We start from the raw sequence: 17,397 nt of genomic DNA on the forward strand, positions 1-17,397 counted from the left end.
GTCCTTATCAGACTAGGGAGTTCTATACATCTTTCCCGGCAAAGCGATTAAGACCCCTTTCATTTCCAGTTCTAATAGAAGAATCGCCAGCTTACTCTGGGTAAGATTTGTTTTATAGGCTAGCGCATCAATCCCTATAGCCCCACTTTCTTTCACAATATCGAATACGTGTTTTTCTTCCGGGTTCAGGATTATTTCAAGACTTAGCTGCTTCTCTTCTTTTTTTTCGCTAGTGAGGTCCCAATTCATTAAATAAGCTAAATCTTTCGCCGAACTGATGAGATGGGCACGATGGGTTTTGATGAGATGGTTACAACCCGAGGAAGATTGCCGTTTGATATCTCCTGGAAATGCACATACGTCACGATTATAGGCATTCGCAATCTCCGCAGTAATCAATGCCCCTCCCTTAATGGTTGCCTCGACAACCACCGTGACGTCTGCCAATCCCGCGATAATTCGATTGCGCGAGGGAAAGTTTTGTCTATCTGGATTGGTGCCTGAAGGATATTCTGTTAATAATCCTCCATTTTTTAACATGTCAGTAGCTAAGGTCCGATTAATTGCGGGGTAGATACGATCCAAGCCATGCCCAAGTACCCCAACAGTGGCAATCTGGTTTTTTAGACAAGCCTCATGAGCGAAGCTATCAATGCCGTGCGCTAGGCCACTTACGACAAGTACGTCTTCTTGTCTAAAGGATGCCACAAATTCTTCACAGATGCTTTTGCCATACTCGCTTGCATTACGGGTACCTACAATGCTTATTACTTTTTTGGTTTGAAGATTGGCATTCCCCTTAAAATATAGTAAGACCGGTGCATCAATGCATTGCTTTAGTTTGACCGGGTATTCCGGTTCTGACCAAAACAAAACCTTGATTTTATGTTTATCAATGAAAGCAACTTCCTTCTCTACTGCGTTCATCACCTCTTTATGAAGAATATTCCCGGCGACTCGCTCTCCGATCCCGGGAATAAGCATCAGCTGTTTTTTAGATGATCGGAACACTTCCTCTGCACTTCCACAATGATCGATTAATTGCTTAGCTAGGGTATTTCCAACCCCTTTAATTTGGGTCAGTGCCAACTGATAAACGAGTTTCATGAATTGATAGGTTTTTAGTAAAAGCCTAAAATAGAAAAAAAGGCTTGAACATCAAACATTCCACGTGAAACTCTTAAAAATCAACCTTCTATATAAACCACATATTTCGTTTCAAAAAATTCCTCATCAAAAAAGTCAGCGATTGGGAACAATTCAGTATGTAATTTTGACTCGGCAATTTCTTCTGTTAAATCTCCTCCTTTTAGATACAGAATTCCATTGGGAAAGGCATGTAATGAGTCCTTCTTAAATTTATTCCGCACCCACGGATAAAATTCGCCTAAGCGGGTAACTGCCCTCGAAATGACAAAGTCGAACTTACCCGGAGTTTGCTCAGCGCGTGAATGACTCGTTTGTATATTCGTAAGCCCTAAAGCATTCGCCACTTCTTTCACCACCTTAATTTTTTTCCCAATCGAATCCACTAGAAGAAACTGTGTTTGCGGAAACAGTATAGCCAAAGGTATACCCGGAAAGCCTCCTCCCGTGCCTACATCTAGAATGGTTGCTCCAGCCTTGAAAGAAACCAATTTCGCAATAGCTAGGGAATGTAGCACATGTCGTTCATACAAACTATCGATGTCTTTTCTGGAAATTACATTAATCTGCGCATTCCAAAAGGCATATAAATCCTGTAAACGATCAATTTGCTCTTTTTGAATAGCTGTTAGTTCTTTGAAGTATTTATAGATGATTGCGGGAGATGTATTTTCCATATTCGTCGTTTTTTAGAGCCTTATTTCCACTGAACATTTTTCTTGAATAGAGCAAAAACGCCCATGACTGAGATGTATATAAAATGTAAAAGATCCATTAGCGGATACCACCATATGAGGTCTTTTACCTGCAAACGTTTCATGATTGGGATATTAACGAGTAATTGGCATAGTAAGCGGAAACAATAGACGCTTACGGCAAGAAGCCAAAAGCGAGGCTGTAAAACCAATATAAGGATTATAAGCAAATAAAACGCCACCGCGTTGAAAGCTTGGAAAGTAAGCATCAATTTATGTTTGCCCTTATAAGCTTTTCCAGCACCGAAATGTCTGTTTTTCTGACGCTGGTAGTCTTTGTAAGTGCTCTTAGGTGTGCTCCAAACATGCGCCTCCTGTGCTACGCAGATGGCCACGTTACTTTTCGTAGCATTTTGATTCACAAAAAGGTCATCATCTCCTGAAGGAATATGCATATGAGAAGCGAAGCCTTTCTTTTTAAAAAACAGGGATTTTGTATAGGCAAGGTTTCTTCCAACTCCCATATAAGCATTCTTTCTTAACGCGTTCGACAAATAATTCAATGCCGTTTGGTAAGTTTCAAATCGAACGTACTTATTTAAAAAACCGGAAGCACGTGTATAGGGTGAATATCCCAACACAATCTCTATACCGGGCCTAAACTGCCGGGCCATACATTTTAGCCATTGATCAGTTTGCGGAAAACAATCGGCATCCGTCAATACCAAGTGTTCATACTGAGCACCCTTGACGCCTAAGGTGACGGCAAATTTCTTTCCTTGTCGATTTCGACCTTGGTCGCGGATCTCCACGGTACGTAGGTATGGGTAACGGGCCTGAAATTCTTTTAAAACCCAGTTAGAATCATCACTTGATCCATCATTTACAACAATTACTTCGAATTGCGGATAATCTTGCTCCAATACTTCCGAAAGATATAGACGCAGATTACTTTCCTCATTCCGCGCGCAAATGATAACGGACAAAGGGGGATATATTGTATCTCTTTTTAAATCATCCACGGGATAACGCCCTAAAAGTCCCTGAACAAAGAATGTGTGGTACAGTTGAATAATCAAGGAAGCGCTCAACAACGCCGGTAAAACAAGGTGTAAATATTGTTCCAAAGTATCTGATTATAGTAGTATGTGGCTGCAAACTTAGATAAAATTGGTAGCATACGCAATCAAATGAACTCAAGCAAAAAATGACCTGCGCGAAGAGATTGCATAATCATTGCATTTTGTCTAAGTTTGCAAACTAAATATTTTTTGCTAAGGGCAATTCCTTAAATGAAATTTACACTACAATCCACTGATAAAAATTCGAAGGCTCGCGCCGGCGAATTAGTCACCGCACATGGTACGATTCAAACACCTATCTTCATGCCCGTTGGCACGGCCGGTTCAGTAAAAGGTGTCCATCAACACGAACTGAAACAAGATATACAAGCGCAAATAATTTTGGGCAACACCTATCATTTGTATTTGAGGCCAGGTCTTGATGTCATACAGGCTGCCCGTGGATTACATAAATTTAATGGTTGGGACAAGCCCATATTAACCGACAGTGGAGGTTATCAGGTATATTCCCTTACCGAGGTGCGGAAAATCAAAGAAGAAGGCGTCACGTTTCGTTCTCATATTGACGGATCGAAACACCTCTTTACACCTGAAAATGTAATGGATACGCAACGCATTATCGGCGCTGACATCATCATGGCTTTCGACGAATGCACTCCTTACCCTTGTGACTATCGCTATGCAAAAAGATCGCTTGATATGACACATCGCTGGTTAAAAAGATGCTGCGATCGATTTGATAACACTGATCCCTTATATGGTTACGAGCAAACACTTTTTCCAATTGTGCAAGGATCGGTATATAGAGATCTTCGGGAAAAATCGGCGGAAACGATCGCTTCATTCGGTCGTGACGGAAATGCTATTGGAGGATTATCCGTAGGTGAACCAGCCGAGGAAATGTATGCGATGACAGAGGTGGTAAACGCAATCTTACCTCTTGACAAACCACGCTATCTAATGGGAGTGGGTACACCTATTAACATTTTAGAAAATATCGCTTTGGGTATTGACATGTTTGATTGTGTTATGCCTACACGCAACGCCCGAAATGGCATGTTATTTACAAGAAATGGCATTATCAATATCAAAAACAAGAAATGGGAGGCGGATTTCTCGCCAATAGATCCGGATAGCGATTTGCATACCGACCTGTTCTATAGTAAGGCCTATTTACGCCATTTAATTCACTCGAAGGAACTTTTAGGCGCTCAGATAGCTACTTTACATAACCTGCATTTCTACCTTTGGTTAGTACAGGAGGCCCGTACTAAAATTCTGGAAGGAACGTTTTACGAATGGAAAAACAAAATGGTTAAACAGTTGGGAGAACGGTTATAGTAGTTGTTAGTTGTTGGTTGTTGGTTGTTAGTTATTGGTTGCTCGTTATTAGTTATTGGTTATTGGTTGTTGGTTGTCCGTTATTGGCTTGGTTACGAGTAGCGCAAACCCCATCTAGCTAATTAGCCAATGAGCTTTTTAATTTTTAATTTTGATTTTTCAATTTTCAAGTGAACATCATCGATAAATACATAATAAAAAAATACCTTGGCACTTTTGTGTTTACGATGGCTATTTTCACTGTTGTGGCCGTTATCTTTGATATCTCGGAACGCATGGATGACTTTCTCAAAAACCATGCGCCGCTTTCTAAGATTGTTTTCGAATACTATGCCGGCTTCATTCCATTTTATCTCAATTTCCTCAGTCCGTTGATCAATTTTATTGCTGTTATTTTCTTTACCGCTAAAATGGCTGATCAAACCGAAATCGTGCCAATTTTAAATGGTGGTATGAGTTTCCGGCGTTTTTTGAGACCTTATTTTATAGCAGCCTCGATAATCTGCCTAGTCACACTGATTTTTAACATCTATATTATTCCGCGAACCAACAAACTGAAAATAGGTTTTGAGAATATTTATGTAAAACCTATCGACAATAACAGTAAGAGTTCCACCCATATGCAGATAGACAAAAACAGCTTTGTTTATATCGACAATTTTGACAACGACCGCAAAGTAGGTTACAATTTTATTTTGGAAACCTTTAAGGGGCAAGAATTACAGGAAAAATTGATTGCCGACCGGATTACCTGGGACTCCGTCAAAAACAATTGGAAGATTGAGAACTATACAATTCGTATAGTAAATGGCTTAAACGAAAAAATGATAAAGGGTACATCCAAGGACACCACCTTGGATATGTCACCGAGAGATTTTGAAATTCGCGACAACGTATTTATGGCCATGACCACCCAGGAGTTAAATGAAAATATTGAGAAAGAGAAAATACGAGGTACCGGTAGAATGACCGACCTCAAGCTGGAGAAGTACAAGCGTTTTATTTATCCGTTCTCTGCTTACATTCTTACTTTGATGGGAGTCTCCTTATCATCCAAAAAGGTACGTGGCGGGATCGGTTTAAGTCTCGGCGTCGGAATAGCGCTTAGTTTTACCTATATTCTGTTTATTCAGTTTGCCAATATGTTCTCACTAAAGGGAGGCCTCCCTCCTCTTTTGGCGGCTTTTATCCCCAGTCTGATCTTTCTCGGTGTGGGCCTTTATCTTCTTTATAAAGCACCTAAATAGGTTCTATTTTCATTGATGGCGATTTTGATCTAAAACAGACGTCAATTTATGGCTTATTTCCTTTTACGAAGATCCAAGGTATAACCGGTGGTCCACTCGATAAAATCTGCCTTACCTGCGTGCGCCTTAATAGATACACCAGCAAAGAAGTCTTTATAAACATAATATCGGCCACCTATCCGCAGATACATCGGCTTTGTTTCCCGGTTAAATTCATTTCGATGCAAATAGTAACCTACGTTCCCATTCAAATACAACTTGGATGTCAACAAATGGTCGATATAGAATGCCGGCCCTCCCGAAAACAAGGCATTAAAAGAGCTTTCTTTATCGCCTGCCACTTCCGGATCGTTGGCAGAGGCAGAATAAAAAATATTAGCGCCGAGTCCTAGACGCCATTTATATCCTAAATAGCGACTCCAAAAGACACCGATAGTCGATTTAAAGTATTTTCGCTCATTATCCTCATCCAATTGTTTAAAACCAAATGCATAGCTAAACTGAAGTTCGTCTTCTTTCGGGTTCGGGGCAATATATTGCTTGCGAAAATCGAAGGTTTTCGCATTGGGCACATAAGTCACGGCAGCTGTGAAAGGAAGCAGATTAATACCTGTGTTAGGTAGTTTTAATGCCCCATTGGAAAAATGATGGAAGGCCAAACCGGCTCCGATCTGAAAATGCCGACTCAATGTATAGTTAACCTGACCGCCGAAATCAATAAAAACATTGTTCTTTGTACCAATAATTAAATTGAAGGGATTCTCGTCCTCGCTATAGGGATTAAATCTACCGGACAGACCAAGGGAAATGCGATAATTGAAGTTCCACCGACGGTTTACGCGCGGTTTAATGGGGATGGAAACAAAGCCATAAACAGCATAGGGATCTCCAACATGATCAAGTCCAAAAGTACTGGAATACAACCCTACACCATATACGGGGTAATTGTAAAGCTGGTGGTAAACATCTCCTCCATGCTTGGTTTGCCAACCGATTTTCAAATTAAAAGCATTATAATAGGCATCCCTTAAGGATTCCTTCGCTCGTTCATTACCCGTTAATACGCCTCCATTTTCGTGTTCCAGTTGAATCACGAAATGCTTCTTTTCACTAATATTTATTGATGAAGAATCTGATAGAGACAAATACCGGGGGTGAAATTGGGCCCATGATTTGTGGGTAGCTACCGTAAAAAGTAATAGAAAAGAGAAAACGATTTTCGACAATTTCAACATATTTAATTGCAAAATGGGGGAGCGCAAAGGTAACATTTTTATGCCTTTTTGAAAGTATAAAAAAGGAAAAGACCTTAGCCGAAAAATACAGACTCGATTTTAAGCCCTTTTCAGACCTTTTAAGAAAACAAAACCCAAAGCGGCCACAAAGAAGGTTAAAATCTTATTCAGCCCTTAAAAGCGTCAAAAAGCAGTCTCTTTATTGCAAAGTGCGCTAACTATTGAAAGTCAAGTATGCATTTTAAGGCAACAAGGCGACGGGTATAAGATCAGCATCGACAGATTTTTACTCCATGTGCCATCTGTGCCGGACAAGGCTTAGTGTATTTTATTGGCTTGCTAAAATTTTCGCAATGCCATCCTAAAACGACCACTAAACCTAGCCCGCGTGCGTCTTTATTATTGCTCGAAAATGAAAATGGAGAAATTAGATAATACCACTTAGCGCTCATAGACAAATGGATCCAAAGAGAAAATTGATTTGGGTTTCTATTACGGGAGGCAGAGCTATTTAAAATGGCTAACCGAATTAAAAAATCATATAGACCAAGCAATTTGAATAGGCAACAAAAGCTCCGCTGAAAAGGGATGATTTTGTATTTACTAGTTAAGGTTATAGCCGGCTTATTATCTTGCTGAGGATTCTTAAAGCTGCCAGTTTATTCAAGCAATGTGAATATGAATAAAACACTCAAAAAAATAAGACATAAATTACACTAAGTATTAGAAAAAGAAAGAAAAAAAGATTACAATTCACGCTCGGGTTAATCGCTATATTTTAAAAAAACGATCCTCCTGCACCTACATCACAAACTTCTGTAACTTTAAAACAAAATGAAAAGAGCGAGAAAAAAAGGAACCGATCTTCTCGAAAAAAAAACAGCACTCGATATGAACTTCTTAACAGGCAATTAACCCTATTGATCACACCACAAAAAGAAGGCCCACCCACACCATAAGATCTTTTTTTGTTTCGATATAGGAGCATTTTTTTCCAGCTTACCATGCTTTTAAATAAATAGTACTTTTCAAAGATTATGAAAGAAACTACACGTAACAAATGGAAGCCTACAACTCGATGATGCGAAAACCCGGAAGAGTCGAGATCAAACATTTGAAGAGAAGCCACGCAAAAAAAAACTATAGATAGTGTAGCGTTGTAAAAAAAATTAAATACATTTACGAAATACACACAAAGAGGCTACTGTTCGCTTAAATTCGTAAAAAAACACAAGACATATAGCACTTATTCAAACACCTTAATAAATAATAAAAAATTAAAAATCAATTAGTTTTAAACTTTATATTAACAAAAAATAAATATATCAAACAATTAACCAACCAATAAAAAACTAATATTTTTAGCAATCTGTTATAATGACTCAAAAAAATAAATATAAAGCACTTCTTATCAGCATTTTATCATTAACAATATCACTTTTTTATTCATCATTGGCATTTTCACAGATTTTCGACGACTACCAAAACCCTCCAAGTGTAAAGTGGAGAGAAATACAAACACCCGAATTCCAAGTTATTTTTCCTGCTGAATTTGAGAATCAAGCCCAGCGTCTAACCTATGTCTTAGAATCAGTCCTAACCAAAGTCAGCAAATCAATTGGTAAAAAACCAAGAAAAATTTCGATTATTTTGCAAAATCGAGACGTGGTTTCCAATGGTTTTGTACAACTCGGGCCGCGCCGTTCTGAATTCAGCACTACCCCACCGCAGCAAATGGATTACCAGGATTGGCTCAATAGTTTGGCCGTGCATGAGCTTCGTCATGTGGTGCAATTCGATAAGATTTCCGGGTATTTAAAAGCGCCACTTTTTGAACAACTAGCCCTAGCTATTTTCGGCATCACACTCCCACCTTGGTTCTATGAGGGCGACGCTGTAGGAATCGAGACAACCCTCAGCACCGCCGGTCGAGGTCGCTTGCCTTCATGGGAACTTCCATTTAGAACAAATACACTAAGTGGTAAAAAATATAGCTATCAAAAAGACTTCTTAGGATCGCTAAAACATATCACTCCGGGTTATTATCAACTTGGGTATTTTATGACGACGAAGATGCGAAGAGACTATGGTGAAAATTTTCTAGAAGACCTGATGACACGGATTGCCAAGAACCCAATTAGACCTTACAATTTCAGTAGCAGCTTAAAGACATTAACGGGTTACAACACGGAATCCTGGCATAAGAAAACAGTGGAAGAGCTTGATAGCTTATGGCGGGATCAGTTGAAAAAAACCAACCCATTAACCTACACATCTTTTCCGGAAAGTCGGTCTGAAATAATTGATTTTTTGTTTCCAAAAGCACTTCCAAATGGTAACACAATAGCCTTACAAATAAGCAACCATAGTGTACCAAAGATCGTTTCGATCACAGCAGATAACCGGATAGAAGAGGTCATAAAAACCGGAATACAAACCGAGCCACATTTTTCTTATGGTGGCAACAAGATTACCTGGGACGAGCTTCGCTATGATAAGCGGTATTTGAAAAGAAATTTTCATGTCATTAATGTATATGACCTAGCCAGTAAAAAATACAAACAACTGACCTTTAAAACACGCCTGTTCTCCCCTGCTTTGAGCGCCGATGGGATGCATATTGCCACAATAGAAATCAATCTCGAAAACAGGGCATCGCTACTTATCTTAAACAGCACGACCGGCGCAGAAGAAAGGCGGATTGCTCTGCCTGCAAACCTCAATGTCCAAACTCCTTCTTTTGACGGCAGCGGAACAAAGGTCATTACTACCGCCGTTCAACAACAGGGTGCCACGTTGCTTGAAGTTAACCTCCAAACGGGCGAAAGCCGACTATTGATGGGGTGGCAGAAGCAACAGTTAGAAAGACCGATCTATATTCCGCAAGGCATCTTATTCAAAGCTCATTACAATGGTATCGACAACCTTTATCTGTTACCTTATTCAGGAGAAGCCCCCCAACAAATCACCAATATCAAATTTGGCGCAACCAACCCTTACTTTGATGAATCTTCAGGAAGCATTTATTTCAATAATTATCAGGTAAATGGCTATATGATTAGCAAGCTAAATTTGGGGCAAGCCTTAAGTCAGTCCATTACCCCTAGCGGAGATTCCTTTATAAGCTATTTTAAGCCGCTTATACAGCAAGAAAATATAACAGACACATCTACCTTCATTCCAACGAAAACTTTTGCCTCAAGGCCTTATAAAGACATTCAGCACCTTTTTAATTTTCACAGCATTTCTCCGGTGGGCGATGACATCTCCAGTATAGACAATTTTGATCTAGGCTTGCAACTGATGTCTGACAACTTACTGAACACGCTTTCCACTCGAATTGGATTTAATTATGACCAGAATACCAGTCGTACCGACTACTACGTCAGTGCTTCCTTGAAACGCTGGTTTCCCAAATTCACCGTTGAGTATCGCAATCAAGCGCAGTTAAGCAGTGTTAGGCTTCAGAACAACCCGAATGAGCGCGTCCCTCTCCGATGGAGAGAACACCATACCGAGCTTAAAACCACCATCCCTTTAACTTTTAACCGACTGAACACGCTTTATAACACCGGTGTATCCATTGGGACGAGTTATACCTGGCGTTATGACATCAGTTTAAAGAACATTTCTTTACCGAATTTTTCCCAGGTACGATTTCCGCTTCTTCTGCAGTACTATTTCAACAGAAACAGCAGAAGGAGTTTGCTGGATCTTGCGCCAAAATGGGGACAGAACCTGAATTTCATCTATAGAAGTATGGTTTTTGATCGACGTTTATCGGGAAACCTTTTTTCCATGAAATCTACTTTTTACTTTCCCGGTTTAGTAAACAACCATTCGCTCCAGGCACGTTTTAATTTTCAGGAAAGGAACGGTGATTACCGTTTATCTAACGATATTCCGATGGTTAGCGGATATGATCAACTTCTCACTACCGACGTACATAATACTTTATTTTTGGACTATCGATTTCCTATTGCTTATCCTGATTGGGACATTAGTCCACTTGCTTTTATTAAGCGACTTAAAGCAGGAGTATTTGCCGATTTCGAAAATTTTGGGCGACAAAATCAATTCTCTCCCCGCACCTTAGGTATAGAATTACGTGCCGACCTAAATATTCTCCGGTTCTATTTACCAAATTTCGATGCCGGTGTACGCGCTATTTATGTTAATGATGCAAGCCCAAAAAATATTATATTCACGTACGGGGTAAGCTATACCTATTGAAAAACAAACAAATAGAACACTTACATGTTCCATAAGTTGGCATATTAGTTGATCTTATTATGAAAAGAGTTATTTTAGTTCAAAAAATAAGCTTATGAGCGCAAAAACTATCTTCATTATTATTTTAACGGTTTTGGTTACCATTATTTTAATGAAAAACACGGATGAAGTAATCTTTTGGATTTTCGGTGACCGTTACATTCCTAAACTTGCTATCTTGGGTAGTATGTTTGCTTTTGGCGTTATTGTTGGCTTCCTTTTAGGACGACCCAGGAGAAAAACTGAAAAATTGAATCCCCCATCACAAAACTTTCAAACAAGCACGAATACAAAATCAGAAGAGTTAACTGACCCTTACCGTTCCAATCTTTCAGAAGATGATCGGAAGTATCTTGATTAAAAGCTAGTTTAAATTAAACGGTTGTTTTTTCTTTATCACACTTTTGGATGCTAACACAAGTACCACTACCATTATTCCGATTACGATAGATAAGATAATCTGCAATGTGGAAAAGAAACGGGTACCTGATATGACAAACTGTGCATCCGCCATTAATTCGCGACCTACCTGAGTTTGGAGCCTTTCTAGCGCGGAAAGCCCTGCAATGGTTCTATCAAGCGCATCCTCGCCGCCTTCCCGGTATTTTGTTACACGTTGTTGCAAACCGATCTCAGAAACTCCCAATAAATGATTTTCTAAGGACATATAGTGTGCAAGCTGCTTTTTGAATCCCTCTAGATACATTTTTTCCTTATCAACCAAGTAGGTTTTTTCGTATTTATTTAGCAGTGAGTCGATAAATTGATTATGGTACTTCATCCGTCCCGCTAACTGCTCTATACTGACAGCGGAAGGTGTTGTATCATTAAGGAATTGAAGCATCAGGAATTTCTTGGCATAAAGATGTTCCGTCATATAAAAAATATCGGATGCAGGCACCAATCGGTCATCATACATCGACAAAAGCGCATTGCTAATACTTTTCACATTCTTGTCCTCTAATACCCTGATTAACACCGAACATGCCATAATACAGAACAACAAAAAAGCAACTTTAAGCTTTTGCCGAATAAAGTAAGTCCACCTCATACTGTCTACAATTGATAGGCCGTGGTAAAAAACAAACATAAGGAAAAATACTTCCTATAACAAAAAACTCGTGGAGTCCGGATAGTAATCAGCTAAACTAATTACGTTTCAATTGAAATATTTCTCTTTCCAGCTGCTCATATTGAATCGCCGCTTCCTCCATCGGCAAGCCAATGGGCATCCCGGGCCGTTCGTGCCCTGTATAGGTAAGCCATGCGTCTTTCATAAACGACTGCCGTTTACCTATCAATGTATATAAATTAACAATATAAGGCTGACTTTCCAGAAAATCGTTTAATGTTTTAACTAATCCTCCTTGTAAATGAAAATATTGTAACAGAGCCTTTGCTATTAGCCAGTGTCCTTCTTTGCCCGGATGCACGCCGTCTTCAGCAAGTTTGAAGTCAGCATCTTTCTGACGCTTTTTTTCCAAATAAGCACGCATTGGAAAATGTACATCAATTACCTCCCATCCTCTCGCTTTCCGCTGAGCTAACAACCATTCTGCATATTTATCCAAAACAAGATTATAGCCTCCTAAACCCTTATCTTTATCATCATGTATGGGCGGTGTCATAAAAATGATACGTTTAACCCCCGCCGCTTCTAACGAATCACGTAATCTAATCATACCTCGTTTATACGCTTCAAAGCGATTCATGTCAAAAGGCAAGTATATCCCATCGTTCATTCCATAACAGGCAAAAGCAATATCGATCGGTTTGCTCTTCTGAAGCACGCTGGTTACTCGGCTAAAAAGGCAGGGCCTCGGAAATTTTCCATCAGCATGATCAGGCTCGCTAAGACCAGAAACCGTTTCACTTGGTAAAGCCAGATTGATAACTTCGGGATTATTAGCTGGGTAGCTAACGCTTAATGATGTTTCAAATATTGAAACATAATCTCCACCATAAGTTATACTATTGCCGAGAAACAATATTCGCTTAGCATGTTCTAATGGATAGGGAGCATCTTGGGCACGTATTACACCCATCCCCGCCATCCAAACGTATATAGTGACGAAAAGTGTAGACAATATACATCCTGATTTTTGCATAACTGGCCTATTTGATGAAACTCAAAGGTAATCACCATTCGGCATTTATTAGTCAGTCATCTTTGCTTTTTATGCTGATCTTTATTCATCAACCTATACGCCTACAGGTAATGCAGAAAACAACAATCTTGCAAAACGGGTTGGAACTTATATTAAAAGTTAGCGGAATAATAAAAGATATTTTTGTCTTTTATTTTACATGCATTATATTTGTCACAGGATAACTGTAAGAACACGAAAGCTATGGGAATTTTTTCTAAAACGGCAGAATATGCAATGCGTGCTGTGTTCTACATTGCACAAAGATCACACGAAGGGCAGCGTACAGGTATCAAGGAGATAGCTGATGCTGTAAATTCCCCGGAAGCTTTTTTAGCGAAAATACTGCAAAAATTAAGCAAAGTAGGGCTAATTCAATCGGTTAAAGGCCCTAATGGGGGCTTTTATATTGATACCTCAGGCTTTAGTCGCCCTTTAGCAGACATTGTAATAGCGGTGGAAGGTGACACGATTTTTAAAGGTTGTGGAATGGGTCTATCTTATTGTTCGGAAGAATATCCTTGTCCCTTACATGGCGAATTTAAAAAAGTTCGAAATCAGATCACGCTGATGTTACGCAACACGACCATTGGTCAGTTCAATGCAGAACTTATCAAAGGGCAGCTTACATTAAATAAATAGTTTTTTTACCCAAATAAAAGACTTTAAAGTCTTTTATTAACAACTGAAATAAAAATGAATGAACAACAGAAAGCACTTGTAAAAGGTACCGTACCGGTACTTAAAGAGAATGGAGTACTACTAACTACTCACTTTTACGAAAGGATGTTTAAGCACAATCCCGAGTTGAAACACGTATTCAATATGGGGAATCAGCAAAATAAAAAACAACAAACGGCTCTTGCGATGGCTGTGCTCGCCTATGCCGAGCATATCGATAATCCCGGTATACTGATGCCAGTCGTTGATAGCATTGGACAGAAACACACCAGTCTCGACATAAGGCCGGAACAATATGCCATTGTGGGTGGACACCTCATTGCATCTATTTCAGAAGTGCTGGGAGATGCAGCTTCAGAAGATTTATTGAAAGCTTGGGAGCAGGCATATCATGAACTTGCACAGCTCATGTCCGGACACGAACAGAAACTATATAAAGAAAAATCAACAAAAAGCGGTGGCTGGGTTGGCTGGCGTCCCTTCCGAGTGGAGAAAAAAATAAAGGAATCTGCAGAAATCACCTCCTTTTATCTTTACCCAACTGACAACGGACCAGTGGCAGATTTTCTTCCAGGCCAATACGTCAGTTTACGTTTATTCCTTCCTGAACTTGGGTTATTGCAGCCCAGACAATATAGTATATCCTGCAAACCAAACGGTATCTATTATCGAATATCTGTTAAAAAAGAAATTGGAGCGAAACAACCGGATGGCATGATCAGTAATCGTCTGCATCAACATATTGAAGAAGGTGCTATTATTGATCTTTCAGCACCCTCGGGGAATTTTATTTTGAAGCAAGGAGAAACGTCTCCACAAGTGTTTATTAGTGGCGGAATTGGTCAAACACCCCTCCTATCCATGCTAGAACATTTAGTCGACCGGAAGTCTCCGGTACCAATCACGTGGATTCATGGATGTCGTAACGAGCAAGTACACGCTTTTAAACAACATCTACATCATATCTCATCACAACACGGTAAGCTACAACAGCATATCTTTTACGACGTTGTTAGCGACTCGAAAACAGGAGATATCCTGCCAGGATGGGTTTCCCTTAATAAGATTCCGGAGGAGTTCTTGTATCGGCAGGCCCAATATTATATCTGCGGTCCTGGCCCATTCATAAAAACACACTATAATTACCTTTTGTCTATCGGAATCTCAAAAGATTCGATACACTTCGAGGAATTTGGACCTGCTTCAATTTCAGCAGCCTAATGCTAAAATTAGCGATGCACTTCTTAACAAACAGTAGTGCATCGTTACCTGACTGCATTGTCATTAGACCATCATTCCCGCTAACCCATAACTTTGTTTACGTATTAGTTCAGGAACTTGTAGTTAATTTAAAAAACTTACCTTTGTGGTATATGATGAAGAAATTTAGTATTTGTTATTCCCTATTAGTGACCGGCTTACTGCTCACCTTCACTCAGTGCCAACAAAATGCAACTAAGCAGGGCGAAGAACCTGAAAGCCTTCGGGCCAAACAAGCGGAATCGATGATGGATGGAGACACTACGCTGGTTGCCGTATTGGAAATCGATAGCGTTGTCCGTTTATCGGATAGCCTTCCCATCGTGTTCAAAGTATACAACCCCACAAAGGATACCTTGCGTTTTACGCAATACCATACACCGTTTGAAGGCTTTATAAGCAATTTTCTCACCATTACCAATACACAAGGAACAGAAGTGCCTTATCTCGGTGCTATGGCGAAAAGAGTGATGCCCCCTCCCGCCGAGAGCTATTGTACGGTGGCGCCTTCCACATCGGACAGTATACGCTTTTCGATCATGAAAGGATATGGCATTACTCAACCAGGCACCTATACGATTCAATATAATGCAGGTAATGTAAGTGGTATGGCTAACGGGGAACCGGTAGTTGTACGCGTAGTTGAATAAACGTTCTTCAAAAGAATCCATTTTTTTATCAACCAAGAATTAACATAGTCTTAAATCTTAGCTCATATTGACCAACTATTTTTATAGCAAATCAATATTGAAGACTATGCTAAACATAAACGCTAAATATGCTTTACGATTAGGTATAACATCCTTTGTACTTTCAACCGCATTGATAGGGGGATGTAGTAAAGACGACGACAAAAATGACAATGAAACAAACCCGGAATTGGAAATTGTTGATCAGTCGGTTAATCCTTCCTTAATAAAAACCCTTGCGGGTTTCGACAATCTAAAAATCACTACGCTCATTAGCAGCGATGACGTGTTACCGGAATCACCGGACTTTATCTTTGGTGCGCAACCTGATGGTGCAGGCATGCTTAAAAATCCGGATGGAAGCGGCTACATTCTTATCAATAATCATGAGATACTGCAATCGGTTTCAAGAGTATACTTAAACAACGAATTAAGACCGGTCAAAGGCGAATACATTGTAGATTCGGATGGGGGCATGACCCGTTTATGTTCGGCAACCTTGGCAACACCGGAAGAGCACGGCTTTTCAAAACCGTTATTCCTCACTGCGGGGGAAAGCGGCGCTGAATCTTTAATCCATGTGATTGACCCATTAGGGCCGATTGATAAAAAAAACACGCAACGTACAAATCTTGCCTTTGGTCGTTGGAGCGCTGAGAATGCTGTACCATTACCTAAAGATGCCTATTCAGGAAAAACCGTGGTCCTCATTGGCGAAGATGAAGGGGATGGACAGGTGGCCATGTACGTATCGAATAATCAGGGCAACCTGGAAGATGGCAAGCTATATGTACTAAAGAGAAGTGACAATAACACTGTTGAAACGGATATCGAGAAAGGGAACAGCTATGATGTAGAGTTTGTTGAACTCGATAACGTAAAATCCAGCACCGGTGCGCAGTTACAACAACAAACCGTGGAAAAAAACGCCATTATGTTTGCCCGCGTAGAGGATATCGACTATAAAAAAGGTGGAGGAGCCAATGGCAGGGAGGTTTACTTTACCGCTACCGGCGTAAGTCAGTCTGATAAATTGACACCTGTAACAGGGAAAACCATGTGGGGCCGCGTTTATAAACTGGTTTTAGACGCAGACAACCCGCTGAAAGGAAAATTGGAAATAGCTGTTGACGGCATCGATAACCCAGGTGAGAGCATCGTAAATCCAGATAACCTGTGCGTAACGGAGAATTTCGTATACATTCAGGAGGACGGCGACTCTTTCTATAAAGAAAACAAACATGATGGAACGATTTGGCAATACGCCATAGCAACAAAAGAGTTGAAACCGATGCTTCAAATGAACCACCGAAGAAATGAAGCAGCTTTTAACGCAAAATACAATCCGGATAACGTTCAAACGTTGAGCACTTGGGAGTATGGGGCTATGTATGATATATCTGATCTAATCGGTAAACCCAATACCTTTATCGTCAATATTCACCCGCACACGTGGAAAGATGACAAATACTTAAATGCAGATGGAGGCGAAGCCCGATTGACAGATAACAAAGAAGGCGGACAAGTGGTCATTGTACAAGGAATTGCTAAATAACTAATTTCATCACATCTACCTGTTTTCCCCTTGTAGCCTTGCTACAA

General features: G+C 40.0%; 14 protein-coding genes. 8 read left to right on the plus strand and 6 right to left on the minus strand.

Annotated elements, in window-relative coordinates:
* Window positions 1-12: 12 nt before the first annotated feature.
* The 3 genes from dprA to M1D52_RS18480 form a co-directional block, all read right to left on the minus strand.
* Entirely contained in the window at window positions 13-1,107 is a 1,095-nt protein-coding gene (gene dprA / locus M1D52_RS18470; protein ID WP_289553665.1) for a DNA-processing protein DprA, read from the minus strand.
* A gap of 80 nt (window positions 1,108-1,187) precedes the next feature.
* Window positions 1,188-1,823, minus strand: coding sequence for a 16S rRNA (guanine(527)-N(7))-methyltransferase RsmG (gene rsmG / locus M1D52_RS18475; protein WP_013665795.1), 636 nt, complete (start codon window positions 1,821-1,823; stop codon window positions 1,188-1,190).
* Window positions 1,824-1,843: 20 nt separating this feature from the next.
* A complete protein-coding gene (locus tag M1D52_RS18480; RefSeq protein ID WP_437393323.1) occupies window positions 1,844-2,968 on the minus strand; it encodes a glycosyltransferase in 1,125 nt (374 codons plus the stop codon).
* A 165-nt stretch (window positions 2,969-3,133) separates the two neighbouring features.
* On the opposite strand from M1D52_RS18480, the gene tgt reads away from it, so the two are divergent.
* Complete coding sequence (gene tgt / locus M1D52_RS18485; RefSeq protein WP_377612221.1) at window positions 3,134-4,264, plus strand: tRNA guanosine(34) transglycosylase Tgt; 1,131 nt, start codon at window positions 3,134-3,136, stop codon at window positions 4,262-4,264.
* A gap of 170 nt (window positions 4,265-4,434) precedes the next feature.
* Window positions 4,435-5,511 (plus strand): LptF/LptG family permease, encoded by a 1,077-nt coding sequence (locus tag M1D52_RS18490; RefSeq protein WP_013665792.1) that lies wholly within the window; start codon window positions 4,435-4,437, stop codon window positions 5,509-5,511.
* Between the two features lie 53 nt (window positions 5,512-5,564).
* Here the strand turns inward: M1D52_RS18490 and M1D52_RS18495 are convergent, their stop codons facing one another.
* Entirely contained in the window at window positions 5,565-6,782 is a 1,218-nt protein-coding gene (locus tag M1D52_RS18495) for an acyloxyacyl hydrolase (RefSeq protein ID WP_377612223.1), read from the minus strand.
* 1,341 nt (window positions 6,783-8,123) lie between these two features.
* Between M1D52_RS18495 and M1D52_RS18500 the strand changes: the two genes are divergently transcribed.
* On the plus strand, window positions 8,124-10,979 hold the full coding sequence (locus M1D52_RS18500) for a TolB-like translocation protein (protein ID WP_437393321.1): 2,856 nt from the start codon (window positions 8,124-8,126) through the stop codon (window positions 10,977-10,979).
* Window positions 10,980-11,073: 94 nt separating this feature from the next.
* Window positions 11,074-11,379: a hypothetical protein gene (locus tag M1D52_RS18505; protein WP_013665789.1), complete on the plus strand. Its 306-nt coding sequence runs from the start codon at window positions 11,074-11,076 to the stop codon at window positions 11,377-11,379.
* Between the two features lie 3 nt (window positions 11,380-11,382).
* Here M1D52_RS18505 and M1D52_RS18510 read toward each other — a convergent pair whose 3' ends face one another.
* Window positions 11,383-12,069: an MCP four helix bundle domain-containing protein gene (locus tag M1D52_RS18510; RefSeq protein WP_041387335.1), complete on the minus strand. Its 687-nt coding sequence runs from the start codon at window positions 12,067-12,069 to the stop codon at window positions 11,383-11,385.
* A gap of 97 nt (window positions 12,070-12,166) precedes the next feature.
* Window positions 12,167-13,126, minus strand: coding sequence for an SGNH/GDSL hydrolase family protein (locus M1D52_RS18515; RefSeq protein WP_013665787.1), 960 nt, complete (start codon window positions 13,124-13,126; stop codon window positions 12,167-12,169).
* 243 nt (window positions 13,127-13,369) lie between these two features.
* Here M1D52_RS18515 and M1D52_RS18520 point away from each other — a divergent pair, with 243 nt between their 5' ends.
* The 4 genes from M1D52_RS18520 (at window position 13,370) to M1D52_RS18535 (ending at window position 17,350) form a co-directional block, all read left to right on the plus strand.
* Window positions 13,370-13,807 carry an RrF2 family transcriptional regulator gene (locus M1D52_RS18520; protein ID WP_013665785.1) on the plus strand — a complete coding sequence of 146 codons (438 nt, stop codon included), beginning with the start codon at window positions 13,370-13,372 and terminating at the stop codon, window positions 13,805-13,807.
* 54 nt (window positions 13,808-13,861) lie between these two features.
* On the plus strand, window positions 13,862-15,067 hold the full coding sequence (gene hmpA, locus M1D52_RS18525) for an NO-inducible flavohemoprotein (RefSeq protein WP_013665784.1): 1,206 nt from the start codon (window positions 13,862-13,864) through the stop codon (window positions 15,065-15,067).
* A gap of 152 nt (window positions 15,068-15,219) precedes the next feature.
* Window positions 15,220-15,756 (plus strand): hypothetical protein, encoded by a 537-nt coding sequence (locus M1D52_RS18530; RefSeq protein ID WP_049794995.1) that lies wholly within the window; start codon window positions 15,220-15,222, stop codon window positions 15,754-15,756.
* A gap of 106 nt (window positions 15,757-15,862) precedes the next feature.
* Window positions 15,863-17,350 (plus strand): alkaline phosphatase PhoX, encoded by a 1,488-nt coding sequence (locus M1D52_RS18535; protein ID WP_437393320.1) that lies wholly within the window; start codon window positions 15,863-15,865, stop codon window positions 17,348-17,350.
* Window positions 17,351-17,397: the final 47 nt, after the last annotated feature.

This window comes from Olivibacter sp. SA151, from assembly GCF_054130995.1.